The 24,199-nt window shown below is 38.5% G+C and carries 19 protein-coding genes; 9 read left to right on the top strand and 10 right to left on the bottom strand.

Features of this window, described 5'->3' with window-relative positions; all coding sequences use genetic code 11:
• Positions 1-140: 140 nt before the first annotated feature.
• Entirely contained in the window at positions 141-761 is a 621-nt protein-coding gene (locus HC175_RS14730) for a dioxygenase family protein (protein ID WP_168139256.1), read from the bottom strand.
• An 87-nt stretch (positions 762-848) separates the two neighbouring features.
• On the opposite strand from HC175_RS14730, the gene HC175_RS14725 reads away from it, so the two are divergent.
• The 4 genes from HC175_RS14725 (at position 849) to HC175_RS14710 (ending at position 6,400) form a co-directional block, all read left to right on the top strand.
• Positions 849-1,049 (top strand): hypothetical protein, encoded by a 201-nt coding sequence (locus tag HC175_RS14725; RefSeq protein ID WP_168139255.1) that lies wholly within the window; start codon positions 849-851, stop codon positions 1,047-1,049.
• A 112-nt stretch (positions 1,050-1,161) separates the two neighbouring features.
• Entirely contained in the window at positions 1,162-2,064 is a 903-nt protein-coding gene (locus HC175_RS14720; RefSeq protein WP_168139254.1) for a DUF4007 family protein, read from the top strand.
• Positions 2,051-5,269 (top strand): ATP-binding protein, encoded by a 3,219-nt coding sequence (locus HC175_RS14715; protein WP_168139253.1) that lies wholly within the window; start codon positions 2,051-2,053, stop codon positions 5,267-5,269. The genes HC175_RS14720 and HC175_RS14715 overlap by 14 nt, the downstream gene beginning before the upstream one ends.
• A gap of 3 nt (positions 5,270-5,272) precedes the next feature.
• The gene (locus tag HC175_RS14710; RefSeq protein WP_168139252.1) at positions 5,273-6,400 is read left to right on the top strand and encodes a phosphoadenosine phosphosulfate reductase family protein; all 1,128 of its coding nucleotides are present in this window, start codon (positions 5,273-5,275) and stop codon (positions 6,398-6,400) included.
• A 381-nt stretch (positions 6,401-6,781) separates the two neighbouring features.
• Here the strand turns inward: HC175_RS14710 and HC175_RS14705 are convergent, their stop codons facing one another.
• The 8 genes from HC175_RS14705 to HC175_RS14670 form a co-directional block, all read right to left on the bottom strand.
• The gene (locus HC175_RS14705; protein ID WP_168139251.1) at positions 6,782-7,732 is read right to left on the bottom strand and encodes a phospholipase D-like domain-containing protein; all 951 of its coding nucleotides are present in this window, start codon (positions 7,730-7,732) and stop codon (positions 6,782-6,784) included.
• Positions 7,733-7,750: 18 nt separating this feature from the next.
• Positions 7,751-9,691: an ATP-binding protein gene (locus HC175_RS14700; protein ID WP_168139250.1), complete on the bottom strand. Its 1,941-nt coding sequence runs from the start codon at positions 9,689-9,691 to the stop codon at positions 7,751-7,753.
• A gap of 6 nt (positions 9,692-9,697) precedes the next feature.
• Entirely contained in the window at positions 9,698-11,242 is a 1,545-nt protein-coding gene (locus HC175_RS14695; RefSeq protein ID WP_168139249.1) for a DEAD/DEAH box helicase, read from the bottom strand.
• The gene (locus tag HC175_RS14690; RefSeq protein WP_168139248.1) at positions 11,233-12,447 is read right to left on the bottom strand and encodes a hypothetical protein; all 1,215 of its coding nucleotides are present in this window, start codon (positions 12,445-12,447) and stop codon (positions 11,233-11,235) included. Before HC175_RS14690 ends, HC175_RS14695 begins: the two co-directional genes overlap by 10 nt.
• Before the next feature lie 19 nt (positions 12,448-12,466).
• Positions 12,467-13,546: a cysteine desulfurase family protein gene (locus HC175_RS14685; protein ID WP_168139247.1), complete on the bottom strand. Its 1,080-nt coding sequence runs from the start codon at positions 13,544-13,546 to the stop codon at positions 12,467-12,469.
• Positions 13,547-13,705: 159 nt separating this feature from the next.
• A complete protein-coding gene (locus tag HC175_RS14680; protein ID WP_168139246.1) occupies positions 13,706-14,389 on the bottom strand; it encodes a YDG/SRA domain-containing protein in 684 nt (227 codons plus the stop codon).
• Between the two features lie 276 nt (positions 14,390-14,665).
• The gene (locus HC175_RS14675; protein WP_168139245.1) at positions 14,666-15,613 is read right to left on the bottom strand and encodes a phosphoribosylaminoimidazolesuccinocarboxamide synthase; all 948 of its coding nucleotides are present in this window, start codon (positions 15,611-15,613) and stop codon (positions 14,666-14,668) included.
• 57 nt (positions 15,614-15,670) lie between these two features.
• Entirely contained in the window at positions 15,671-16,624 is a 954-nt protein-coding gene (locus tag HC175_RS14670; RefSeq protein ID WP_168139244.1) for a PhoH family protein, read from the bottom strand.
• 107 nt (positions 16,625-16,731) lie between these two features.
• Here HC175_RS14670 and HC175_RS14665 point away from each other — a divergent pair, with 107 nt between their 5' ends.
• The 5 genes from HC175_RS14665 (at position 16,732) to dnaN (ending at position 22,794) form a co-directional block, all read left to right on the top strand.
• Complete coding sequence (locus tag HC175_RS14665) at positions 16,732-17,559, top strand: SAM hydrolase/SAM-dependent halogenase family protein (protein ID WP_168139243.1); 828 nt, start codon at positions 16,732-16,734, stop codon at positions 17,557-17,559.
• 562 nt (positions 17,560-18,121) lie between these two features.
• Positions 18,122-18,418: a putative quinol monooxygenase gene (locus HC175_RS14660; protein ID WP_168139242.1), complete on the top strand. Its 297-nt coding sequence runs from the start codon at positions 18,122-18,124 to the stop codon at positions 18,416-18,418.
• 646 nt (positions 18,419-19,064) lie between these two features.
• Complete coding sequence (gldF, locus tag HC175_RS24255; protein ID WP_317172279.1) at positions 19,065-19,799, top strand: gliding motility-associated ABC transporter permease subunit GldF; 735 nt, start codon at positions 19,065-19,067, stop codon at positions 19,797-19,799.
• 3 nt (positions 19,800-19,802) lie between these two features.
• Positions 19,803-21,482, top strand: a complete 1,680-nt coding sequence (gldG, locus tag HC175_RS14655) for a gliding motility-associated ABC transporter substrate-binding protein GldG (protein ID WP_235942632.1) — start codon at positions 19,803-19,805, stop codon at positions 21,480-21,482.
• A 193-nt stretch (positions 21,483-21,675) separates the two neighbouring features.
• Complete coding sequence (gene dnaN / locus HC175_RS14650; protein ID WP_168139241.1) at positions 21,676-22,794, top strand: DNA polymerase III subunit beta; 1,119 nt, start codon at positions 21,676-21,678, stop codon at positions 22,792-22,794.
• Between the two features lie 438 nt (positions 22,795-23,232).
• Here the strand turns inward: dnaN and HC175_RS14645 are convergent, their stop codons facing one another.
• Positions 23,233-23,571: a DUF4870 domain-containing protein gene (locus HC175_RS14645; protein ID WP_168139264.1), complete on the bottom strand. Its 339-nt coding sequence runs from the start codon at positions 23,569-23,571 to the stop codon at positions 23,233-23,235.
• Positions 23,572-24,199: the final 628 nt, after the last annotated feature.

The following is a 24,199-nucleotide window of genomic DNA, read 5'->3' as shown; positions in this document are numbered from 1 at the left end:
GTAGATTTTAGAAGTTGGAAAGAGAAAGTATACAGTAGACGGTAGTTTAGAGCTTTTGGCTTTTAGCCTTTAGCCTTTGGCTTTATAGTATAAACCTTAAACTTTGAACCTTAAACCTTGAACCTTGAACCCTGGACTTTTCAATATTCCGGAACATTCTTTCCAAGGATAAAATCTCTTTCGATCACTTTCATTCCATCCTGCTCCCGAAGGTCCACCACGCCCGAAGTTCCGCCGCGGGGATTGGAGGAGACATGTTCATTGCTTAACAACTCGTCACCTTCGAAAAAGTAGGTTTCCAGCCAGTAATATTTTCCATTGGGCTCCAGGATGTAAGGATGTATATGTGCCGGAGTATTCCTGCTGGGATACTCGCCCGGCACCTGAGTGTAAAAAGTGAATTTTCCGTCTTTTCCGGTCTTTGCCCAACCTCTTAAGTAGCCGTGGCGTTTGGCCCAGCCTTCCTCGTCGCCCTTTGTAGGGTAAATGCCTATGGCATTGGTGTGGTTGATGTAGATGATCACCCCTTCTGCCGGAGTTTTTCCATCGGGTTCATAGATGGTACCGCTGAGCTTAAGTTTTTTAGCAGCCGACTCAAATTCGGGCAGCGTGTCTACAGCCTCAAGTTCCATGTCCCCATATTCCAAAACCGCTTCACAACCTTCACAAGGTCCCCCCACCAACTGCGGACTTACCTCCTGTGCATTGGCGCAGGAAGTAAGTAGCAGGAATAAAAGCAAAATGCTGCTGCTTTTTGTCATTTTGAAAAGATTTGATAATTAGATAGTTAAGGTAATAAAATTTACTGATTGAGGAAGAGTTCTTCACATGTGCTGTAAAACAGGAAGATGAACAAATGGATCGAAGAAATGAAGAGCAGCCAAACAACAGGTGTCAAAAAAGCTCTTTTTAAAATGTATTTTGGACAGGTTTTTTTAAATATGTGTTCGGAAAAATTACCATTATTAGGATTTTCTCCTATATTTGATATGGTGGTAAAATTTTTAAGAAGTTTTTTAATCTTTTCAACACAGCTTTTATTTAACTAATTGGTTTACAGCTTTTTGATAGTGTGTGGACTATTTGTGAATAAAAAAACAAAGACAAATGGAGGAGGCCCTCCATTTTACTATACATTGCAGTAAGATTTAAAATTAGGTAATGTCAGTAGCTATTAAAGAAGAACCTGTAAGATTTTCAGGTCATGATACTTTTCATTGTAGGGAACAGTGGTTGTTAAAAGGATTGCAATTAGTTCAGGATGAGAATGGTGTGGGTGTTTTTAGAAAAAATGAAGCTATTCCCATATTGGGTGTGGGAAAAAACATGGTGCGATCTATTAACCATTGGATTAAGGCATTTGGATTATTAAATGCTGAAAACGAACTAAACGAATTAGCAAAGGATCTTTTTATAAAAGATGGGTTCGATAGATATCTAGAAAAAGAAGGATCTTTATGGCTCTTGCAGTTTTCCATTTGCCAAACAAAATATGCATCACTTTTCACTTATATATTCTCTGAGTATTTTTCTGATAAAGCCACTCTGGAGTTTTCAGAATCTCAGCTTTATAATTTTGTAGAGCGGCATCTAAAAGCCACAGGGCATAAGCCTGTTACTCCTAAAACCTTTAGTGCTGATTTTAAAGTGTTAGTGAGAACTTATGTTTCTCCTGTGAAGAATGAGAAAACTGTAGAGGATGATTTTAATGCTCCACTTCTTAGTTTAAACTTAATTAGTGATACTGGAAGAAAGAACGAAAAAGGCGAGCCTGTTTACCGTCTAAACAAATCTGCTCAAGATATTCCTGTTGAAATTTTCGCGCATTGTATGCTTTCAGAATTTCCCACTCAATCTTTATTAAGTTTCGATGATATAAGGAAATCTGTCGGATCATTCTTGTGTTTATCCAATGACGCTCTTGAAAAGAAAATAGAGGAGATGTGTGGGGCTTATAAAGAATTTGTCTACAAAGAAGATGCTGGACTTAGGCAATTGCAGGTGAGGATAACTAATGAGGATTTTAAAAAAACTCTCTTAAAAGAGTATTATGAAAATAAATAACAATGTTTCTACAAATATAATTAGGGATGAATCACGGGTAATTGATTATGTGGCCACTCCTAATGCGAAAGATATTTTTGAAAGGATATTTTCCAATAATCAAGGTTCCAATAGATCTTTTAATTTAATTGGAAACTATGGAACAGGGAAATCTACTTTCCTGTGGGCCTTGGAAAAAAATTTGAATAAGGAAAAGATATTCTTCGCAGACATTAACCCAAAAGATGGTGCCTTTGAATATGATTTTTTCAAGATAGTTGGAGAAAGTACTTCCTTAGCAAATGTTCTGCATAGAGAACTTAAATTAAAGGGGAAAGTTACACCATCTTCCGTACTTAAAGCTTTAGAAAAAAGGAGAGGTGAAGCGCTAAAAGAAGGAAAGGGGCTTGTAATTATTATAGATGAGTTTGGGAAATTTTTAGAATTTGCCTCTAAGAATCAATCTCTTGATGAGTTATTTCTGATTCAACAAATATCAGAGTGGGCTAATGATGAAAGATATGAAACTTACTTTATCATTACTCTACATCAAAATTTCTCATCCTATGGTCAAAGTTTATCAAGACAAGATAAATTAGAATGGGAAAAAGTAAAGGGGAGATTTACAGATTTATTATTTAATGAACCAGTAGAACAACTTATATATTTTGCCGGGAAAAGACTTAAGGAGTTCAAAGTATCCACTGAAAATAAACGAGAGTTTTCTTTGCTTCTTTCTCTTGTTGAAACCTCTAATCTAGTTAGCTTAAAAACGGTAGACGAACAGCTAAGTCAATCTATTTATCCTCTAGACTGGTTGTCAGCTCACGTTTTGGTTAATGCGTTACAGAGGTACGGACAAAATGAAAGGTCATTATTTTCATTTCTTAATGACACCACAGATTATTCAATAAAGAAGCTGTCAGAAAGCTTCTACACAGTGTCTCATGTTTATGATTATCTGGTAAATTCATTGCCAGCTGAAATAAATAGTTCTGATAATCCGCATAGAGCCCAATGGTTAACCACTTTTAGGGCGATGGAAAAAGCGGAGCTCTTGTTTGAAGAGAAATTCGAACTCGCAGCCGCCGTTATAAAAACTATAAGCTTAGTAAATATTTTCTCCAAATCGGGAGGGAAATTCGATGAAGTTTTTCTGTGCAACTATTTTAAATTTACTCGAGGAGAAGACATTTCGACGGTCCTTGAGAGGTTGAAAAAAGCAGGGCTTATCAGGTTTTACAAATACAGTAATAAGATTAACTTTTTAGAGGGTACAGATATTGACCTGGAGCAAGAATTAATTTCTGTCAATCAAGATCTAAATAGAAATTTTTCCTTATCCACCGAAATCTGGAACAGGATTGATCTTCCTGTGATCTTGGCGAAAAAATATTCTTTTATAACGGGTACCAACCGGTTCTTTGAATACAAAATTTTAGACACTAAAGATCAAATAAGAACTGCAGAAGGAGCTCTTGATGGATACATTAACTTAGTGTTTGACGGATTAACAATGAAGGAGGCCAAAGAAATTTCTGCTGAATACCAAGATAATATTTTCGTCATATATCAGAACGCAGGTCAAATAAGGAACGAGCTTCTAATGATATTGAAGTATGATAAACTTATTGAACGGCATCAACTTGATAAAAATGCATTAAAGCTTTTAGACGATGAAAGGGCCTTTCATCTTCAGAACATGAAGAGCTTAGTTGTTACAGAACTATTTAACAATGACCAAAATATTTGGATTAATAACGGAAAGGTTAAATCCATTAAAAGCAAGCATGACCTATATAACTGGCTTTCCGAAATTTGTAGTGAGATTTACTCAAAAACTCCTGTATTAATTAATGAATTGTTCAATAGAGAGTTTTTAAGTTCTCCCATAAATACTGCTAGAAAATCCTTAATCCGTAATTTATTAGAGAAGGAACAAGAGGCTGAATTAGGTTTTCCAGAGGAAAAGTTTCCACCGGAGAAAGCAATTTACCACAGTCTTTTAAAAGCTCCGGGAATTCATAAAAAAAATGATCTGCTAGACCACTATGAGTTATCTGAGCCAGGAGAAAGTTCTGAACTGTATAATCTGTGGCAATATTCTGAGCTATTTTTGGAAGAAGCTTCTTCTAATAAAAGGAATTTGGGAGAATTCTACACCCAGTTGGAAAGGAAGCCATATAAATTAAAAAAGGGCTTTATAGATTTTTGGGTGCCAACCTTTTTAATTGCAAAAAGAGAGGATTACGCTTTGTTTTATATTGATGGAGGCTTTATTCCTTTTATAACTGAGGATACTCTGGATTTGATTCACAAAAAGCCACAGAATTTTTTAATTAAGAGCTATGATGTGTCAGGGCTAAAATTGAATTTGCTTGAGAGCTATAAAGAACTGGTGCAAATCAATGATTCTCCTAATCAAGGAAAGCAAAGTACATTTCTTGCCATTTTTGGAAATTTTCTAAGATTTCAACGTTCTCTCAAACCCTATACCTTACAGACAAGAAAACTTACTGAGCATGCGATAAAACTGAGAAAAGCCATTGTTGAATCTCGAGATCCTGAAGAGGCCTTGTTTGACCAATTTCCGGCAGCCCTAGATTATCATGTTGGAGTTCTTAAGGAAGATGAGCAAGTATTAAGTTCCTTTACACAGCATGTGCAGGATGCAGTTAGAGAGATCAGGAATTCTTTTGATGAATTACTAGGAAGGCTAGAAAAGGAAATTTTGGATTCTTTTTATTGTCAGTCTACTGAATATTCTTTTTATAAGGAGGAAATTAGATCAAAAATAGGAGAGCTGGATAAAAATGCCCTTGGACAAGTGCAAAGGGTTTATTTTGAAAGGGTCATTTCTCCTTTGGATGATCGAGTAAGTTGGTTAAAATCTGTTGCAGATGTTGCTTTAGGTAAATCTGTTGAGGAATTATTGGATGAAGAGGAGCCACTGCTAATAGGGAGAATTAGAGACTTGTCTGAAGCTTTAATTAAAGCAGCAGAAATTGGTAAATTTAATCACAATTCAAGTACAGAAAAAATGTATTCTATTAGATTTTTTGGTGCTTCTGGGGAATCAGTAGATGAAAAACTGGTTGTAAATTTTAATCCTAAATCCGATTATAAAGCTGTAAAAGATGAAATAAGTACTGCAATTGAAAAGTTAGATAAAACTCGAAAAAAAGAATTATTAATAGAACTTCTTTCGCAAGAACTGAATGTTTAAGAAATGAAAAAAGTAAAACATGTTTTGGGTATTTCCGGGGGCAAGGACAGTGCTGCTCTCTCTATTTACATGAGTAAAAGGTATCCATCTTTAGATATAGAGTACTATACCTGCGATACAGGAAAAGAACTTAAAGAAACTTATGACTTAATTGGGAGGCTGAATTCAGTATTGGGTAAAGATATTGAGCTCTATAAATCTATGGATGAAGACAATTCTCCTATGAAGAATCCTTTTGATCATTTTCTTGCCTTATATGGAGGATATTTGCCTTCTCCTACTGCGCGCTGGTGTACCAAGAAGATGAAATTAGAGCCTTTTGAAAATCGCATAGGAGAGGAGCCTACTATATCTTATGTAGGCATTCGGGGAGATGAAAATAGAGAAGGCTACATTTCAAAGAAAGAGAATATTCAAACTATTTTTCCTTTTAGGAGAAATATCTGGAGTGAGGATGTGATCAAAAAGGTTCTGAACAACTCAAATATGCAACAACTGAAATCTTACTATGAAGGTTTGGCCTCAAAAGATGTGCTTCTAACCAGCATGCAGTATGTTAATCAACCTATTTCTCCAAAATTTACACAAAGGCAAAAGCTTAATGCTTTATTGGATGTTGATCTCCAACTATTTAATCGGGTCGTATTTGAATTCTTAAAGACCACAGACTATCCAGTGGGTAAACTTGATACGTTCCCGCTGATAGAAAATGATGAACTAATAGTTTTAGATGATGTCTTTAAAATTCTAGAAGACTCAGGTGTTGGAGTGCCAGCTTACTATAAGCCAATGGAATATGAGGTAGAAATTGACGGAGAGATCAAACAAGGAACTTACTCCCGAAGTAGATCCGGCTGTTTTTTCTGTTTCTATCAGCAAAAGATTGAATGGGTTTGGCTACTAGAGCAACATCCTCAGTTATTTGAAGATGCAATTGTTTATGAAAAAGATGGTTATAAATGGATGGAAGAATCTCTTGAAGACTTACAAAAACCTGAAAGGGTTGCTTCCATTAAAAAAGAGCACTATCTAAGAATGAATAGGGAAAAAGCTAGATCTCGTACAGGAACTTCTTGGCAGGATGATATTCTGCAGGCAGAAGGAGAGGGTTGTGCAAGTTGTTTCATTTAACCTTGTTGGATCATGTTTAAAAGTTCCAGAAATAAATTTTGGATTGGGGTATCACTTCTTATTGTCTCCTTAGTGGTTTTAAATCTAGTTTTTTCAAATAACACAATTACAATTATTACTGCAGTATTAAGTTCTATAATTGCTAGTATAGTGATTTCTATTTATTACAATGAGGAACTCCACAGTGCTATAAATACTTATAACAAATAGGTCTGAAAAATTACTATATTGATTTTGAAATGGCTCAAGAAAGAGTAAGAGCTGCTATTTCAAAGGGAAAGGATGTAGACATTTTTGTGGAGGATGCCAAAATTACATTCGAGATCTATAGAAAAATAATAAATTTTTAGCTTGCTGTATTTGGTTCTACTTTAAGGATCATCATTCGTAGTAGTAAATCACCTGGCTATGATTTGGCCGAGACCAGTTAAAACTAGAGTCGAAATGGCATATCCATTCATATAAGATATTTACTAAAAGGTCTTTTTTGAGCTCCCAGCTTCTTGGAGTTGGAACAGTAGTAGTGTTTTCCTGCACCCATCTTACCACGCCTCCGTAGGACATTGATCCTTTCCTTTGAATTTGCGTTTTAAGTTTTATAATAAAGGGATGTGAATTGAATTTACTTTTTAATTGTTCTTCAAGTTTGGCCTGATCTAATCTTTCTTCTTCTATGTTGTAAAGTTCAAGATCGTGCGCTGCACAGAGCTTGTCTTCTGCATTTGCTTTTTCTGGAGAAGAATAAGTTTCATAAAGGATTGAGATAGATTTGCTCATCGGCAAATCAGAGAGCAAGAATTTTTCTGTGATACCCTTTACTGATTTAAAAGGAAGATATAATTCTTCGGGTTCTTCGACTTTGCCTATGCTTTCTACTCTTTGAAGTATTTGTTCGTAAAGGCTGCTTGTTACAACTTCGCTATCAAGGATTACACGATTGAAATATTTGATTGTGGAAAAATCTATTTCGTCAATTCTACCATTGAGTTCATAGTTATATTCTCCAACTTCCCCCAGGCCGCGATTGGTCACGTTGGCAGATCCAAAAAGAACTTGATCCTGATTATTCCAAAAGGCTTTTAGGTGCAACCGTGTGTTACGATATAAAACAATGCTGTTTTCTGTGCAATATTGAAACAAGGCCAGATCTGAGACTCCTAAACAAAGATCTTTTATTTCCCATCTTACGATAATTCTTTTGATTCGTTTCTGAAAATCAAGTCGTTTAAGCTCTTCCAGTTTTAAATAGGCAGTAAATAAAGTAATTTCGTTGCTTGAATCAATAAATTCTAAAACACTCGATTCAAGATTTCTTCCGCTTGTATAAATCATTTTGTAGAGAAATAGTCTTTACATAAGTTCAAATTCCTCCAGAATTTCTTGTTCAAATTTTTCAGGATTTATTCTTATTCCTGAATCACTGATAAATTCGTTAAGCCTGGAAGAAAGTTGAAAGAGAAAGTTTTCGAGAGGAGCTTTGTACTTTTCGTCGTTTTCTAAAATGAGTCTGTCCATTTCCAAAGCACAGGAACCTATGAGCATTTCAATAGAGATTGCGAAAATTCTCAAATGAGGATGAGTTTTCAGAGGTTCAATGACATTTGTATAATAGATATGGTTCGTATTGATCAGGGTGATAAGTTTTCCTTTTATTTCAGTCAATTCAAATAATTTTCCGGTCTGATTAGGGGCGTATAAAACTATTGTCCGGGTATATCCTTTTGCATATTTTTCAACTTGATTTCTTATTAATTTTATTTCAACTTGCATGAATCTTTTTTTCAAGAAGGTGGTTATTTCCTCAACTTGATGCTCCGTCCATGGATCATTTTTTGGAATTACCTCTATAACTGCAGGTTCAACACCTGGTAAAGGATCTCTATCTTCGCCTTGTTGATTTCTATAGGACTGTTCTTTTAATTTAAAATCTTTTGCATATTGACTTAAAAAGGTCCTCATTTTAGATATTGACCTTGTAATAGCTTCGGACATTTCCGCCCATACAATTTCTCTTTGAAGACCGAGCGGTATGACTTCAACTTCATCTACATTATCTAATTCCGATCTTTTAATATATTTAAATTGAACACTTTGTTTAGTGTTGCTAAGTCCCATTAACTCATCAAGGTCACTGTCAAAATGTATTTCAATCGTCCAAAATCGGTTCTTCTCATCAGTTACGGTGTATAAGCCAAAACTGCCAAAATCTATTTCTCTCCCAGCTCTTATAAAGAAAACATTTGCACTTTTAAAGTGTGTATCCCCACTCATCTTTTTTCCAAATTCTTTTCCTAAAATTGTTCCACCCCCACTACGAACCCCCGGGTTTGCAATTGAAGCATAGGCAAAAGACGCTCTCATTTTCCACTTGTACTTTTTCCCATTAAGGGTTTTTTCGTATTCCACATCCCAGTAGTCGTCTAACTTTTGAAATAGGGGCTTATTTTCGTCCTTTTTACAACCTTCAACGAACCGCTTATAGTAATACATTGAATTAAACTCCTCAAGGTGTCCTAAATCTGGAGTTTTACCACGGGGATCTTCCTTTTGAGCCCACTCCCATATAATATCGGTCATGTAATTTTCCGTAGTTGTGACATATAATGGGTCATAGGGAAGAACCTTTTGTTCTGGAATAATAGGATCGGCCTTCCCTTGACGAAAGGCTTCAAAGGTTATTTTGAGCCCATTAAGAATCTTATACCTGTAAATTCTACCCAAGAGCTTTTCGGAGCGACTAATTAAAGTTTCCGCCTTTGAAACATCAAAGCGATCAAGATTAGACCAAACAACAATGGTTTTTATGTCCTCTGGAATCTGTTTTAGCTCTTCGAATGAAGGTTCTTTTGGAATGGCTGGATCATATTGTGGTTCATCTCGTTCAAGTTGATCGTCAACATCTAAAAAAACGTATTTCCATCCAGAGCTCTTGGTTCTGGAGAAAACTTCAACTCTTCGGCAGGTGGAAATGGAAGAATTAGGCAGGCCTACCCCAAAGGCACCAATCCTCTTATCATTTCTTCCCTCTCCTTCAGAAAAGGTTAAGCATGTATTCAAAATTCTTTCCTCCATCCCGTCCCCATTGTCAAGAAAGAAAATTCTGTTTAATGAAGTTCTTGATCTATTACCTACAAAAGTTTCCTTTTCGGATAAGATGATTTTCACATTGCTAGCATCTGCATCGACAGAATTGTCAACAATTTCAGCCATAGCATAGGTCGATGATTTGTAGCCTGAGCTTCTTTGTCTCTCAATATAATGACTTCCGTAGAGTTTGTTTTTACTTGCCATAAGTATTTAATTTAGGACTATGTTTTCCAGTATTTTGTATTCTTTCAATTTCTGCTGGTTGGTGGGTGTTAAAAAAATAATATTTTCATAATTTCCTCCATTTTTTGGACCTCGCATTGCTCTACCTAAAATTTGTAGTGCTAAGGTTGGAGAATTTATATCTGACAAAACCATGATTGAATTCATTCCGGGAACATCTATTCCAGTGGAGAGAATCTGATGGTTTACAAGGACTGATAGGGAGTCTTTTTTGTCTCCAAACCTTGATAAAAGCTCACCTCTTTTTTGGTCAGAAGTTTCTCCTACTATTAAACCGTTTTCAATCTCGTTTTGCTTCAAATAAATAGAAAGAGCTACAGCGTGGGCCTTCGATTTGGCAAAAATTATGGTATTCATTGAATTATTTAATAGCCATTTACATTGGTTTAATACAGCATTATGTAGGGTTCGAAAATATTCCGCTAATCCAATTCCTCCCTCACTTATATCTAAGATTTCAAATCTAATTTTGGCCAAATACTGTCTATCAATTAAGAACTGTAGAGGGCTTTCCACTTGAGCTCCATGTTCATCGGTTAATGTCAAATAGTCGGTAAACAGATCTTTGAGAGTTTTAAATTCTGTATCTTCACTTCTATGCGGAGTAGCAGTCAAGCCTAAGATCTTATAGTTGGGGTTTGAACTTTTATACTGCTGAATTACATCAGCATAAGTAAAAGCATCTGAGCTATGAGCCTCATCAATAAATAAAAAGTCAGTTTCTTTTAGAAGAGATTTTCCCTCAAGAGAATCTCTTCGGGATACAAGAAGATCAAAAGTTGCAAATGTTATTTTAGTTATGGTTGTTTCTTTGATGTTATTAAAGCGTCCAAAATATCTTTCGGCGATTACGGGCTGATCCCCTTTTTGTTTCCAGACTTTTTGAAAAGATTTTAAAGACTGCTCACTAAGTTCCTTTGAAGTAACTAGCCATAAGCACTTTATATTCTTTTTTTTAAAAGTAGAATATGACCTGATCAGATCTACTATAATCTCCATTCCTAAAACAGTTTTTCCAGCACCGGTAGGCATAGAGGCAAGTATAACGGGATTAAGATTATTAAAGAATTTATGCACAATTAAACTCTTTAGGCGAAACTGATAATCGTGAGGGAAAGCATTAACACCGTTACATTCTCCATATTTTGGAATATCAATTTCGTACTGGACTCTGTCGTCCTTCAATGGGGCTTGAAGATATTCTTCTTCTATTTCAAAATCGTTGACAAATGCTGAAGGATTTTTTTCATAATGCTTGATCGCTTCATCATGAGAGTCAAATCCAAATTTTCTCAGCTCCTGGAGGCGGCAAGATTCTAATAGTAAATCTTTTTTACGCCTGACTAAATCTTCTCCTACTTGGAGAGCAACAGCCTCATTAATTACAAAATCATCGACTACGTCATAATCAGATTGAACAAAGGTGTATCTTAGGATTTTGGTGATATTTTCTCCAAGAAGCTCAGTTTTAGTTGAACTATTTAGATTGCTGATTAACTTTATTAAACCCATAATTTATTCTCAATACGAAATTTAATATTTTCAACTAGTAGATGTGCATCCGGGGTTCCAATCTTTATCTTTTCATCATCGAGAATTTCGATTATGCGTTTAATATCGAGCGTTAAAGAATTATTTTGTTCTTTTTCATGAAATAGGGATCCCTCTCGAAGTTCTATTCTTTCATATGTTTTTTTAACAAAATCCCGGCCTTGTAGCTTTAGAGTTTTTTCTATAACGGGGATTAATTCATCTTCCGTTCTTACTATAGCGTCGTGCAATGATTCTTCAAGGGTGGAAAATTTAAAAATATTAATTCTAGTGAATAGCCATAGGTCACTCGTATAAAGAGCTGAGTTTAATGTAGACCCAATATGCCAAAGTTTTATAAATTTGCGGAGGTCCGTAAGTTTTAACAGCTCTTGAAGGTGTAGAGCGATCCCTCTCACTAAAAATCTTCTATTGACAAAGCTTTTGGAGAATTGATTTTCTTTTGTTTTTTCTTTAAGAAAATCCAGTTCTTGTTTGGTGACTTTGCCGTCTTCAAATATTACATTTAGAATGTTATCAAGATAAGGATTATTAGAATTGAGAGACTTTTTTGCTTTTTCTATCAGATCAAAAGATAAATCTAGTTCTCTAGTTTTCTGTTTTAGGAATTCTTCCTCACACTCAGTTATAAAATTGTCCTTGACAACAGCTTTTACTAGGCTATCAATTTTTTCATTTCCAGTTCTTACTTCAATATGTCTTTCTTGAAATAAACGATGAAAATCTGCAACAATTAATTTTGGTTCTTTGCGCCAAATCTTTGAGTGAGGTTCGGCTTCTTGTTGTAAGGAAAATGGCGGATCAAAAAGATTCTTTTTTAAGCTGTACTTAAAATTTTCTCTGTTATAGTCTATATCTTGCCTCAACTTGTTATGAATAAGTTGATTTATCTCCTTTTTGGATATATTCTTTCTGTTATGGGAAAGAATGTATGAACTAATTTCACTTGCACTTAATGGGGCAGAACTTTTTTTCAAAGCTTCAGTGATGGATAATAATTTTTCCTTAAGATCTTCATCTCTTCTTTCATTTACTTTTTTTAGAAAATGTCCACTTCTTTTTCCCTTTAGAATAATAGTCGAAATGTTCAGAGAGTATTCCTCGTATATTTTTTTCGCAATGTCACCATCGCTAAAGCCGCAATCAATAAGCTCTGCTACTCTCAAATTGTAATTTTGTACTCGGTTATTCATAAGAAATTCTAACAACATTTTTGGAAGGTAACATAGGGAAACATTCAATAACATGAGAAGACTCAATTAATTCTGCATTACAAGCACTTCCTGTTGAAGCAATTAATTCTCTCGCTTTCATCATCAGATATTCTTCCGCCTCAAAATTTTGTAAAGTGACGCTTAATATATGTGGGGCTTTGGCAACAGTTTTGAAATTGACTGTGCCTATTTCTTGATCTTCAAAATATTTTTCTAATTGGATTCTCCGATTTTCTAAGTTCTTCAGGTTCTCCTTAAATTCAGCCTTTGCTAATTCGCAAGCCTTGCCGTATCCCACTATAAGAGGAGTATTGTACGTACCTCCTCTAATTCCGTTTTCTTGTCCCCCTCCATGAATAAGTGGAGTGACGGTTATACCTCTTCTTTTGTAAAGAGCTCCTATACCTTTAGGGCCATTCAATTTGTGGCCGCTAAAGCAGAGCATGTCGATATAATCCTTTTCCACATCCACCGAAACCTTTCCTACTGCTTGAGTGGCATCACAGAAAAAAGCAATGTCTTTTTCTTTTGCAATTCTTCCAATTACTTCTATAGGTTGTATTATTCCTATTTCGTTATTGACATACATCACCGAAATCAAAGAGGTATTAGGTTTAATAGCCGACTGTAAATCTTCTAAACTAATTAACCCATTTCCGTCTACATCTAAATAGGTTACTTCATACCCTTTTTCTTCGAGATAGGAGCAAACACTTAAAACAGCTTTATGTTCGGTCTTGACTGTGATAATATGATTACCGTTATCCGGATTGGCTTCGAGATAGCCTTTAATGGCTGTGTTTATTGATTCTGTAGCGCCTGACGTAAAGATGATTTCATCTTCAAAACCATTAATAATATCTGCAACCTGTTGTCTTGCTTTTTCTATGGCATCTTTGGCAATCTTTCCAAAACGGTGAGTGCTGGAAGCATTACCATAAAGCTCCATGAAATAGGGCTTCATAGCTTCAAATACCCGAGGATCAACTTTTGTAGTCGAGGCTGAATCTAGATAAATTGGACCTGTATCAGGAGATTTCTTTCTAAACATAAATTTCCGAACGACATCTTATTCCCTCTCATGTTAGAGGGAAAATAGTTTCTTTAGGTAGGGCTAAAGTGGAGTAATTTCTGAGAACTAAATATATATAAAACTTAGTAAAAGTTCCCTCCTAAATATAAAATTTTGAGGAGGTTCAAGTAGAGATATTTAGTCACGTGAAAGATATCTCTTAATTTCTAAAATCCGAAGACCCGGTCCAAAATTAATTAGATCTCCTGTTTTTTTATTTAGGAGTAATTGGGCCATTTTACTTTCAGGGCTAATGTTTTTTGCCTTTGGTGCATCTACCCCGATTGAATACCATTGTGGCTCCCTTTCAGAAGCCTCCAATTGGACCATAGTTCCTTCTTTTATCTGTAAAGATTCTTTATTAGGTTCTAATTTTTCCAACTTAAACTGGCAAATTTTAAAGCCGCTCTTTCCCAATTTTTCACTGTAGTCTACAACGTGGTATAAACCATCAAACGAATAACCACTCTTAGGAGAAAAAATAGAGTTGTGTTTCCATCCGCGAATAACTCGGACTGGCAATTTCTTTTTATGGCTAGTAACGAGCCCGTGATTGCCTGGATCATCCCAACATTGGTGAGCAATTTGCTTTCCTGTTGAGGGATCATTTCCTCCATGACCAGTGTAGATGATCTCATCTCCATAATCTACGTCGTCTTCATAGCCTCCTGAGATGACGATTGCAGCAGCGCCTTCTGTTCCATTTCCGTCTATTCCAGCAATAGTATTTCGGTGGAGTCCGGCTCCAATTAGAGAAGCTCTATCTGGATACCATGTGCCCTCCTTGACTCCATCTGGATTGCCAAAAATAATGTTACTCATTCGAAAAGTATTTTTTGAATGTCCAGCGTAGGGAAGAAATCCTCAGCATCAGCTTCAGAAGAACTAAATGTAGGAAAATAATCTTTAAGGCGGCGCGGGATAATTTGAAAAACTCTTCCCAAACAACACCTCCCAAAAATGTCATTTTTGAGACCTTTGTTTCCGCAGCAATAAATTTTACTCTTCAGAAAACTGCAGGGCCAGGAATTGATAGCTAAAATCTATAGGCTGTAAAAGTAGACATCTACAAAGCTTAATCAACATCAAATTTTGACCTTACTTATTGAGGTAATCAAAAACATTACGTTCGATCCTTTCTTCAAGGTTGGTGATATCAGCCTTGATAAAGGGTTCGCCGGTGATCTGTTCGTATAGCTCTATGTATCTTTCAGAAACTGAGTTGATGTACTGCTCACTCATTTCAGGAATTTGCTGGCCTTCCTTGCCCTGAAAACCATTCTGGATCAACCATTGCCGCACGAATTCCTTGGAAAGTTGTTTTTGAGGTTCGCCGTTGGTCAGTCTGTCAAGATAGCCTTCCGCATAGAAGTACCTGGAAGAGTCTGGCGTATGGATCTCGTCAATGAGCACAATTTCTCCTTCCGAAGTTTTTCCGAATTCGTATTTCGTATCTACCAGGATAAGACCATTATCTTTTGCCAGCTCACTGCCCCGCAGAAAAAGCTGCCGGGTATAGGTTTCAAGGATGTTGTAATCTTCTTCAGAAACAATTCCTTTTTTGAGGATATCTTCCCGGGAAATGTCCATATCGTGCTCCCCAAAATCTGCCTTGGTAGTAGGCGTAATAATGGGAACTTCAAAAGCCTCATTCTCCTTCATACCCTTGGGCATTGCTACGCCGCACAGGCTGCGCTTGCCATTGGCGTATTCTCTTGCAGCATGGCCGGCAAGATATCCCCGTATCACCATCTCCACTTTAAATGGCTCGCACTTCTGCCCTACCGCCACATTAGGATCTGGCGTGGCTTCGAGCCAGTTAGGCACAAGATCTTCGGTCGCTTTCATCATTTTTGTTGCCAGCTGGTTAAGGATCTGCCCTTTATACGGAATTCCCTTTGGCATCACTACATCAAAAGCCGAAAGTCTGTCGCTCACAATCATTAGCAGGCGGTCATTTTTGAGGGTGTATACATCCCGCACCTTTCCTTTATAGACTGCTTTTTGACCTGGGAAATTAAAATTTGTAGAGGTAATGGTATTCATGAATTAGATTTTGATAAAAGAAAACCCCACAGCTGCGGGGTCTCAAAAATGTCATTTTTATTCGGCGTTTTCTATACGTTTATAAGCTGCAATAATTTGTTTCACGAGCTTGTGGCGAATCACATCCTTATCATCGAGATGTATGATCCCTACGCCGTCTACATCCTGTAACACAAGAATAGCCTCTTTTAGTCCTGAAGTCACCCTTTTTGGAAGGTCAATTTGCCCCGGATCTCCTGTCACCATGAATTTCGCGCTCTTCCCCATACGGGTAAGGAACATTTTCATCTGGGCATGCGTGGTATTTTGGGCTTCATCGAGGATCACGAAGGCATGATCCAGCGTTCTACCTCTCATAAAAGCCAAAGGTGCGATCTGGATCACTCCTTTTTCAATATAGCTCTCTAACTTTTCGTGAGGGATCATATCGCGCAGGGCATCATACAGCGGCTGCATGTAGGGATCCAGTTTCTCCTTTAGATCTCCTGGCAAAAAGCCCAAATTCTCTCCTGCTTCCACAGCTGGCCGTGTGAGAATGATCCTCTTTACCTGCTTCTCCTTTAATGCCTTTACCGCAAGTGCCACACCGGTGTAGGTTTTTCCTGTTCCGGCAGGACCAATGGCAAAGACCATGTCATTCTTCCGCATAAGCTCCACGAGTCGACGCTGGTTAGCAGTCTGCGCCTTAATCATTCTGCCACTTACCCCGTGCACCAGCACTTCTCCACTTTCATTGGAAGTGTCATATTCTTCCCTGCTCTGGCTGGTAAGCACCCGCTCAATAGCATTTTCATCTAATTTATTGAACTTCCCGTAGTGGTCGATCAACATATTGAACCTTCTGTCGAATTCTTCAAGCATTTCTTCGTCTCCATAGATGCGAAGTTTATTGCCTCTTGCCACAATTTTAAGCTTCGGAAAATACCTTTTTAAAAGCTCGATATGTGAATTCTGTTCTCCAAAAAAATCCCTCGGACTTATTTCTGAAAGTTCAATGATAAGTTCGTTCAAAAGCGGCTGGATTAAATTTAAAAAATGAGTTTATTATCTTTAGATTTGCATTACAAACTTAACTAAATAAAGGTTTAAGTTAGGAAAAATATTATTAGAAATTGCCCATGGCCATAATAACCTTAACGACAGATTTTGGGGAAAAAGATCATTTTGCAGGGGCAGTTAAAGGAGCGATTTATACCGAGTTGCCCTCGGCCAAAATTGTAGATATCTCCCACTCCATCGCCCCTTTTCATATTACAGAAGCTTCTTACATCATCAAGAATGCTTACAAGAGCTTTCCGCAGGGCAGTATCCATATTATAGGCGTAGATTCTGAACTCACTCCAGAGAACAAACATATTGCCTTAAAGCTCGACGGACATTACTTTATCTGCGCCAACAACGGAATACTTTCTTTGATAGCTTCGGAATTTGTTCCGGAAAAGATCGTGGAGATCAACATTCATGACAAAGTGCAGAGCAATTTCCCGGTGCTTGATGTGTTTGTAAAGGTTGCAGGGCATTTGTCCCGCGGCGGCACCCTCGAAGTGATTGGAAAGAGCATTCCTGAAGTAAAACAGCTCAAGGAGATGGAACCCTTGATCAATGTGGAGGGCAATCAAATTAAGGGGAACGTGATCTATATTGATAACTACGGAAACGTGGTGACCAATATTTCGAAGAAATTATTTGACAAGGTTGGCAAAGGTCGCAGCTTTAACATGAGAGCGCGCACCGCTACCTTTAATGAGATCTTCAGCACCTATAGCGAGGCCATAAATTTTGACACAGAAATGATCAATCGGGAAGATGGCAAGAAACTCGCGATCTTTAATTCCGGCGGATATATAGAACTGGCAATATACAAGAGCAATCCGAGTACAGTGGGCAGCGCCTCTACCCTCTTCGGACTCGAATACAGGGATACGGTGACAGTGAACTTTGAGTAGATGTGAGATTTGAGATGTGAGATGTGAGAGACATGGGAGTTTCGGGTTTCGGGTGGCGGGGTTAAAAAGAGGCAAGCGACAAGAAAGCAGAACTTTTGTCATTCCGACAGAGAAATTTCCTTCGGGAGAAGGGAATTGCGACGAGGAATCTTTTTAAAGTTATAAGTTAAGAGTTATTAGGTAGACAGTTGTCGGTAGTTGATTGATAATGGTTCATTTGTAATCGATTATTTGTCATTAGTCATTGGTCATTAATCATTGGTGATTAAAAAATTGAAAATTTTGTATTTGCGTCTGAGTAAGCCATTATACAATATTCAATATACCTTATACAATCAGTGAGGTGATTATAATTTGGCCCTCCTTCGCTAAAAGCTTCGGTGGGTAAAAATTTGGCCCTCCTTCGCTAAAAGCTTCGGCGGGTAAATGCCTGGAATTTGTGCTTTGGCGGGTAAAAATTTGGTGTTTGTTTATTGATCATTGATCATTGTTTATTGTTAATTGTTAATTGTTTATTGCTAATTGCTTATTGCTTATTGCTTATTGTTAATTAAAAAGAAAAATGTTGGTACGAATAGTAAAAATGACTTTTGAACCTGCGAAGATTGAGGCATTTCAGGAGTTGTTTGAAAGGAACAGGATTAAGATAAGAGGCTTTGAGGGCAATGAGTTTTTAGAGCTCTATCAGGATAAGAACAATAAAAATATATTTTTCACGTACAGTTACTGGAAAGATGAAGCCGCACTGGAAAATTACCGCGTTTCTTCCCTTTTTAGAGAGGTATGGAGCGAGACGAAACAAATGTTTGCCGGAAAGCCGGAAGCGTGGAGCGTAGATAAGGTCTGGACGAGCGACTGAGGTTCAAGGTTTAAGGTTCAAGGTTTAAGGTTTAAGGTTTAAGGTTTATGGTTTATGGTTTATGGTAAAACTTAAAAAGAACCAAGAGCCAGGAGACAAGAAACAAGACTTTGAGCAGTTTGTCATTCCGACAGAGCAATTTCATTCGGAGAATGAGGTTGCGACGAGGAATCTCAAAAGAAGCAAGAGCCAAGAGACAAGAGACAAGACTTTGAGCAGTTTGTCATTCCGGCAGAGCAATTTCATTCGGAGAATGGGGTTGCGACGAGGAATCTCAAAAGACGTAAGAGCCAAGAGCCAAGAGTCAAGACTTTGAGCAGTTTGTCATTCCGACAGAGCAATTTCATTCGGAGAATGGGGTTGCGACGAGGAATCTCAAAAGAAGCAAGAGCCAAGAGTCAAGAGTCAAGAGTCAAGACTTAAAAAGTTGCAGGTTTTATGTTGGAGGTTATGTTGCAGGTCTATGTTGCCGGTTGGGGATCGAGTTAGCATTTCCGCTTTACCCCAACCCCAAGGGAGCCGGAAAAATGGCTTGAATTTGGTTCTTGGATTTTGGCCCTCCTTCGCTAAAAGCTTCGGCGGGTAAATGCTTGTAAATTGGAATTTCCAGTTATACAATATTCAATATACATTATACAATTAAAGAGTGATAGCAGTATTAAAGAAAGAAATTAATTCATTTTTTGCTTCCCCTATCGGGTACCTGGTCATCGGACTTTTCCTCGTGGCCAATGGGTTGTTTCTGTGGGTCTTTAAGGAGGAATACAATATTTTAGACAGCGGCTTTGCCAGCCTGGAACCATTTTTTACACTGGCGCCCTGGATCTTCCTTTTCCTCATTCCGGCGATCACCATGAAAAGCTTTTCAGAAGAAATACGGCAGGGAACATTGGAGCTGCTGCTCACAAAACCTCTGAGTACCTTTTCCCTGGTGCTGGGAAAATACCTTGGAGCCCTCATCCTAGTACTCCTCGCCCTTTTGCCTACGCTGCTTTATGTTGTAGCCATATGGCAGTTGGGAAAACCTGAGGGCAACCTGGACCTTGGGGTGATCACAGGCTCTTATCTGGGTCTAATTTTTCTTGGCGCCTGCTATACGGCAATTGGCATCTTTGCGTCCATACTTTCACCCAACCAGATCGTTTCCTTTATCCTGGCGATCTTCCTTTGCTTTATTGCCTATTTCGCCTTTGATGCCCTTGCCGTTCTCAACCTTTTTAGCATTGGTGCTTTTGGGATCGAAGACGTGGGGATCTCTGAACATTATCAGAGCATTAGCCGTGGCGTGATCGACACCCGCGATGTCATCTATTTTCTTAGTTTTATTAGCTTCTTCCTTGCCCTCACAAATCTTAGTCTTACCAATAAAAAACTGCTTTAAAAAATGAGGCTTCAAAAATCACATTTTTGGCAGGTATTTATTCTACTTATTGCCCTTATTGTCGTCAACATCATTGCATATTCCTTTTATGCCCGATTTGATCTCACGGCCGATAATCGCTATACGCTCTCCCCTGCTTCTGAAAATATTATCGCTCTTGCTGATGCGCCGGTCATCGTAGATGTCTTCCTGGAAGGAGAATTTCCTCCCGAATTCAGGAAACTGCAGACTGAAACCAGACAACTGCTGGAAGAATTTTCTGCCGAAAATCCGCAGCTAAGCTTCAGGTTCACGAATCCGCTGGAGGAGGGCGGAAATGCCAATGAGATTGCTACGCAGTTCTATGAAATGGGAATGACCCCGGCACGCATTAACGTGGTAGAAAACGGCCGCACCAGCGAAGCGATTGTTTTTCCGTGGGCCATGGCGAATTATGGGAACAGATCTGTCGCAATTCCTTTGTTGAAAAATCAGCTGGGAGCAACCACCGAAGATCGCGTGGCAGCCTCTGTGCAGCAGCTGGAATATGCCTTTGCCGATGCATTTTCCAAACTTCTGCAGCCAAAGCGAAAAAAGATTGCGGTAATGCGTGGCAATGGCGAACTCGAAGATCGTTACATAGCCGATTTCATACGTAGCATTCAGGAATATTACTTTATTGCACCTTTCACACTCGATTCTGTCGCTGAAAATCCGCAGCAAACCCTGGCGCAGCTTAAGGAATATGACCTGTTAATAGAAGCCAAACCTACCGAGCCTTATACCGAAGCCGAAAAACTTGTTTTGGACCAGTATCTCATGAACGGCGGAAAGCAACTATGGCTTATAGAACATGCCGCCATGGAAACTGACAGCCTTTTTTCCTCTGCCGGAAGTGCTTTTGCCCTGCCCAGAGACCTGAACCTGGCCGATTACTTTTTTAAGTACGGCATCAGGATCAATCCGGCGCTGGTAAAAGACCTGTATTCGGCACCCATAGTTCTGGCTACAGGCGGCGGGAACAATACGGAATTCAATCCCTTTCCCTGGTTCTATTTTCCCTTGTCCTCCTCGCCTTCAAAGCATCCCGTGGTGAATAATCTTGAGGCCGTAAAATTTGAATATGCAAGCCCTATGGATACTCTGGACAATGCTGTCAAAAAGAGCGTTTTACTCGCCACTTCCCCAAGATCGGCTATAGAAGGATTACCCAGGGAAATAAGTCTGGAGCAGATCACTTCCAAGCCCGATCCTGCCGAATTTACTGCCGGGGAACAGCCACTGGCGGTGTTGCTGGAAGGAGAATTCAGTTCGGTATATGAGAACAGGATTTTACCTTTTGAACTCAGGGATTTCCGAAGTAAAAGTGAACCTACCAGGATGCTGGTGGTGAGCGATGGGGATGTGGTGAAAAATCAGTTGCAGCGCGGCGAACCTTTGGAATTGGGCTTTGACAGGTTTACCGGAACTACTTATGGCAACAGGGAATTTATGCTTAATGCTGTGAACTATTTGCTGGACGATACCGGCCTTATAAATATTCGCAGTAAAGAGGTGAGAATAGCCTTCCTGGATCTCGAAAAAGTGGAGGAAAACAGAGGCTTCTGGCAGGTGATGAACATCCTGATACCGCTGTTGCTCCTGGCAGGATTTGCAGGAGGTTTCAACGCCTTCAGGAAAAGGAAATACACCAGCAATCAATAAGCGCAGCCTTCAGGAGGAGAAACTTCCTGCGGTTTATTAACAATTCCAAAGCAATTAAAAATATAAGCTGCTGAAAATGACATTTTTGAGAGGTATTTCAGCAGATTTGATGTTAATAAAAAACATGCTGTGCTTCTGCCATTTTTAAAGGATTAGGATATATTTGTATCAAGATTAACTTATTACGAAGCCAATGAAATTTATTGTATCAAGCACTTATTTGCTGAAACAGCTACAAATACTCGGGGGAGTGATCAACAATAACAACACCCTTCCCATCCTGGATAACTTCCTTTTTGAACTCAATCAAGATGAACTTACGGTTTCTGCGTCTGACCTGGAGACCACCATGTCGGCCAAACTTACCGTAGAATCTGATTCTGAAGGGAAAATTGCGGTTCCGGCAAGGCTTTTACTGGAAACACTAAAAACCTTCCCAGAGCAGCCACTTACTTTTGTGGTTGAAGATAACAACACCATCGAACTGAGTTCGAACCATGGAAAATACGCTTTGGCATATGCAGGAGGAGATGAATTCCCTAAGGCAGTAAGCCTTGAAGAGCCAAGCAGCACGACCATTCAGGGCGATGTACTGGCAACGGCAATAAGCAAAACCATCTTTGCATCGGGGAACGATGATCTTAGGCCTGTAATGAGCGGCGTGTTCTTCCAGTTCACAGGAGATCATCTTACCTTTGTAGCTACAGATGCGCATAAGCTGGTGAAGTACTCCAGAAATGATATTTCGGCTTCGCAGACTGCAGAATTCATTATGCCTAAAAAACCTTTGAACTTGCTGAAGGGCATACTTTCAGGTTCAGATTCTGAAGTGCTTATTGAATACAACGACTCCAACGCGAGATTCACTTTTGAAGATACTACGCTCGTTTGCCGACTTATCGACGGAAAATATCCGAATTATGAAGCGGTTATCCCAAAGGAAAATCCGAACAAACTTGTGATTGACCGCGGACAATTTTTGAGCTCCGTAAAAAGGGTTTCTATCTTTTCAAATAAGACCACACACCAGGTACGCCTGAAGATCGCCGGGGCCGAGCTGAATATTTCTGCGGAAGATGTAGATTACAGCAACAAAGCCGAAGAGCGTCTTACCTGTTCTTACCAGGGCGACGATATGCAAATTGGTTTCAACTCCCGTTTCTTAACAGAAATGCTTTCCAACCTGAACGCAAACGAAGTACAGCTGGAAATGAGCCTTCCTAACCGCGCCGGAATTCTAACTCCGGTCGACGGACTCGATGAAGGAGAGAAAGTTACGATGCTGGTAATGCCGGTAATGTTGAACAATTAATGCTTGCGCATTAATTGAAGACCGCTGACGCTGTTATATCGCTTCGCTGTTAGATATTAGATCGCTGCCTTTGGCAGCTGTTAGATAAAACATCAAAGACCTCTGGAAAATGACATTTTTCAGAGGTCTTTTTATTTCTCTCATCCTCTCCCCTTCGCAGTTAGCAGTTAGGAGTTGGCAGTTTGGCAGTTCGGCAGTTCGGCAGTTCGCCTTCGGCAGTAGGCAGTAGTAAACTGTAGGATCAGATAAAACATAGAGGATCAAATATATGGGCACCAAAAAGATTGAAAATTGACAGTTCTAACTTCGTATGTCGTAACTCTTTACTTCGAATCTTGGTAATAGGCAGTAAAAAACCCACAAGGCCAAATAAGATCTTGCAGGTTAAGGTATTGTAGGTTCATTTTTTTCTGTTCCCTGATCCCCGATCACAGAACACTATTTAATTATTTCTATCGAAAGCGGGTACGAAGGGATCTCTCCGTTGTTCACTTTGATAGCATTCAGGATTGGAAATACGATAGCGATTATTCCAATGAGGATCAAGGCAAGAATGCCAAGGCCGAACAGAAGAATCAGCGGAATTGAGAGGATAGAATAGATAAAAAGGGAGATCTGGAAATTGAGGATCATTTTTCCATGCGCATCCATTCCCAGCACCTTGTCTTTTTGCGTGAGCCAAATTACCAGCGGAACTATAAAGCCGCCTATCCCCGTTACCAGGTCCAGTAGCTGACTTAGATGCGTAAGCATTAATAACTGTTTGTCTTCTCTCATGATTGTAGCGTTTGAATATTCCATTTTGATGTGATTGATGATTGTTTTTATTACTTTGTATTGCAAGGTACTAAAAAATGTAATATTAACTGCATATGTTTTAAAAAAAATATGAGTTGAAGGTCACAAGTCGTTTGCCACGAATACACGAATGCTTTTCTATTCTCACTCAGCCGCTCTCACTCAGCTCTTTTGTTTATTGTTTATTGATCATCATGTGAAAGGCCACGAATACACAAATTTCTTCTATTCTCACTCAGCCGCTCTCACTCATCTCTTTTGTTTATTGTTTATTGATAATTGATAATTGTTTAATCATTGTTTATTGGTCATTGTAAAAGGCCACGAATACACGAATTTTTTTCTATTCTCACTCAGCCGCTCTCACTCAGCTCTTTTTTTGTTCCCTGGTTATTGATCATTGTTTATTGATCATTGTGTGAGGCCACGAATACACGAATTTCTTTTCTTCCTCACTCAGCCGCTCTCACTCAGCTCTTTTGAACTTCCCTGATTAGTGTTGACCGGTTTTATCCATTAATTTTCATTATCAAAAATAGTAACTACTGGTCTTTCTTCTGGTTTGAGTGTTGACCAATAATTAATAAACTCTTCAGGGTTCCTTTTT

Source organism: Salinimicrobium oceani (genome assembly GCF_012037645.1).
This window is presented reverse-complemented; position numbering and strand designations above follow the sequence as displayed.

Bases quoted from the DNA above. Each gene is read 5' to 3' on its own strand.
- HC175_RS14730 (WP_168139256.1), bottom strand. From the start codon at position 761: ATGACAAAAAGCAGCAGCATTTTGCTTTTATTCCTGCTACTTACTTCC.
- HC175_RS14725 (WP_168139255.1), top strand. From the start codon at position 849: ATGAACAAATGGATCGAAGAAATGAAGAGCAGCCAAACAACAGGTGTC.
- HC175_RS14720 (WP_168139254.1), top strand. From the start codon at position 1,162: ATGTCAGTAGCTATTAAAGAAGAACCTGTAAGATTTTCAGGTCATGAT.
- HC175_RS14715 (WP_168139253.1), top strand. From the start codon at position 2,051: ATGAAAATAAATAACAATGTTTCTACAAATATAATTAGGGATGAATCA.
- HC175_RS14710 (WP_168139252.1), top strand. From the start codon at position 5,273: ATGAAAAAAGTAAAACATGTTTTGGGTATTTCCGGGGGCAAGGACAGT.
- HC175_RS14705 (WP_168139251.1), bottom strand. From the start codon at position 7,732: ATGATTTATACAAGCGGAAGAAATCTTGAATCGAGTGTTTTAGAATTT.
- HC175_RS14700 (WP_168139250.1), bottom strand. From the start codon at position 9,691: ATGGCAAGTAAAAACAAACTCTACGGAAGTCATTATATTGAGAGACAA.
- HC175_RS14695 (WP_168139249.1), bottom strand. From the start codon at position 11,242: ATGGGTTTAATAAAGTTAATCAGCAATCTAAATAGTTCAACTAAAACT.
- HC175_RS14685 (WP_168139247.1), bottom strand. From the start codon at position 13,546: ATGTTTAGAAAGAAATCTCCTGATACAGGTCCAATTTATCTAGATTCA.
- HC175_RS14680 (WP_168139246.1), bottom strand. From the start codon at position 14,389: ATGAGTAACATTATTTTTGGCAATCCAGATGGAGTCAAGGAGGGCACA.
- HC175_RS14675 (WP_168139245.1), bottom strand. From the start codon at position 15,613: ATGAATACCATTACCTCTACAAATTTTAATTTCCCAGGTCAAAAAGCA.
- HC175_RS14665 (WP_168139243.1), top strand. From the start codon at position 16,732: ATGGCCATAATAACCTTAACGACAGATTTTGGGGAAAAAGATCATTTT.
- HC175_RS14660 (WP_168139242.1), top strand. From the start codon at position 18,122: ATGTTGGTACGAATAGTAAAAATGACTTTTGAACCTGCGAAGATTGAG.
- gldG (WP_235942632.1), top strand. From the start codon at position 19,803: ATGAGGCTTCAAAAATCACATTTTTGGCAGGTATTTATTCTACTTATT.
- dnaN (WP_168139241.1), top strand. From the start codon at position 21,676: ATGAAATTTATTGTATCAAGCACTTATTTGCTGAAACAGCTACAAATA.
- HC175_RS14645 (WP_168139264.1), bottom strand. From the start codon at position 23,571: ATGAGAGAAGACAAACAGTTATTAATGCTTACGCATCTAAGTCAGCTA.